The organism is Bacillus sp. mrc49 (genome assembly GCF_002803435.1).
On record NZ_PHNG01000492.1, the window covers coordinates 1 to 1,507 of the forward strand.

Sequence of the window (1,507 nt, forward strand, 5' to 3'; positions counted from 1 at the left end):
CATCGCTCAACGGATAAAAGCTACCCCGGGGATAACAGGCTTATCTCCCCCAAGAGTCCACATCGACGGGGAGGTTTGGCACCTCGATGTCGGCTCATCGCATCCTGGGGCTGTAGTCGGTCCCAAGGGTTGGGCTGTTCGCCCATTAAAGCGGTACGCGAGCTGGGTTCAGAACGTCGTGAGACAGTTCGGTCCCTATCCGTCGCGGGCGCAGGAAATTTGAGAGGAGCTGTCCTTAGTACGAGAGGACCGGGATGGACGCACCGCTGGTGTACCAGTTGTCTTGCCAAAGGCATAGCTGGGTAGCTACGTGCGGACGGGATAAGTGCTGAAAGCATCTAAGCATGAAGCCCCCCTCAAGATGAGATTTCCCATGGCGCAAGCTAGTAAGATCCCTGAAAGATGATCAGGTTGATAGGTCAGAGGTGGAAGCGTGGCGACATGTGGAGCTGACTGATACTAATAGATCGAGGACTTAACCAACGCTTTAAAAAAATGAAATACCTTCTTATTATCTAGTTTTGAAGGAACAACGTTCCTCATATGTTTGGTGGCGATAGCGAAGAGGTCACACCCGTTCCCATTCCGAACACGGCAGTTAAGCTCTTCAGCGCCGATGGTAGTTGGGGGTCTCCCCCTGTGAGAGTAGGACGCCGCCAAGCCATTAGAAAAAAGATCAGCCATCCGGCTGGTCTTTTTTTGCGCCATTATATGATCGTTTTTTTTGGGGGGGAAGGGAAATCAACGGATAATTCGGCCTTCAATTGAAATAAATCGTCCCGGGCAGCATATAATTCGACCTTCAAAGAGATAATTCGTCCCAGACAGCCAATAATTCGACCCCCAACCTAATCATGTTAATTCGAGGACATTTAGTGTGTGAATTATTTATTATGAAATGTATTGACTTTAAGCTGGAATAGGATTAATATAAATAAGCACCACGTAAGACAAACAAAAATTTCATCCGCTTTTGGTAGATTACTAAAAGGAATAATAACTATTGACTTCTTACTATGAAAATGATAAGATGAAATGGTCGCTGAGAAACACAGCGATTTAAAATAAGTTAAAAACTTCGCAGAAGTTGACAACTAATCAATAGTGTGTTATGATGAATAAACAAGCCGTCGAAACAGACGATTGTGAAAATTGCTCTTTGAAAACTGAACAAAACAAAGCGCCAACGTTTAAATTTTAAGTGAGCACACACTATCAAAAAAGCAAATGAGCAAGTCAAACATTTCTTCGGAGAGTTTGATCCTGGCTCAGGACGAACGCTGGCGGCGTGCCTAATACATGCAAGTCGAGCGAATCGACGGGAGCTTGCTCCCTGAGATTAGCGGCGGACGGGTGAGTAACACGTGGGCAACCTGCCTATAAGACTGGGATAACTTCGGGAAACCGGAGCTAATACCGGATACGTTCTTTTCTCGCATGAGAGAAGATGGAAAGACGGTTTACGCTGTCACTTATAGATGGGCCCGCGGCGCATTAGCTAGTTGGT

The 1,507-nt window shown here is 46.3% G+C and carries 3 rRNA genes; all 3 read left to right on the plus strand.

The window, feature by feature from the left end:
- A 23S ribosomal RNA gene (locus CVN76_RS04710) occupies window positions 1-483 on the plus strand; the annotation flags it as partial.
- Between the two features lie 63 nt (window positions 484-546).
- Window positions 547-662, plus strand: a 5S ribosomal RNA gene (gene rrf, locus CVN76_RS04715).
- Between the two features lie 583 nt (window positions 663-1,245).
- A 16S ribosomal RNA gene (locus CVN76_RS04720) occupies window positions 1,246-1,507 on the plus strand; the annotation flags it as partial.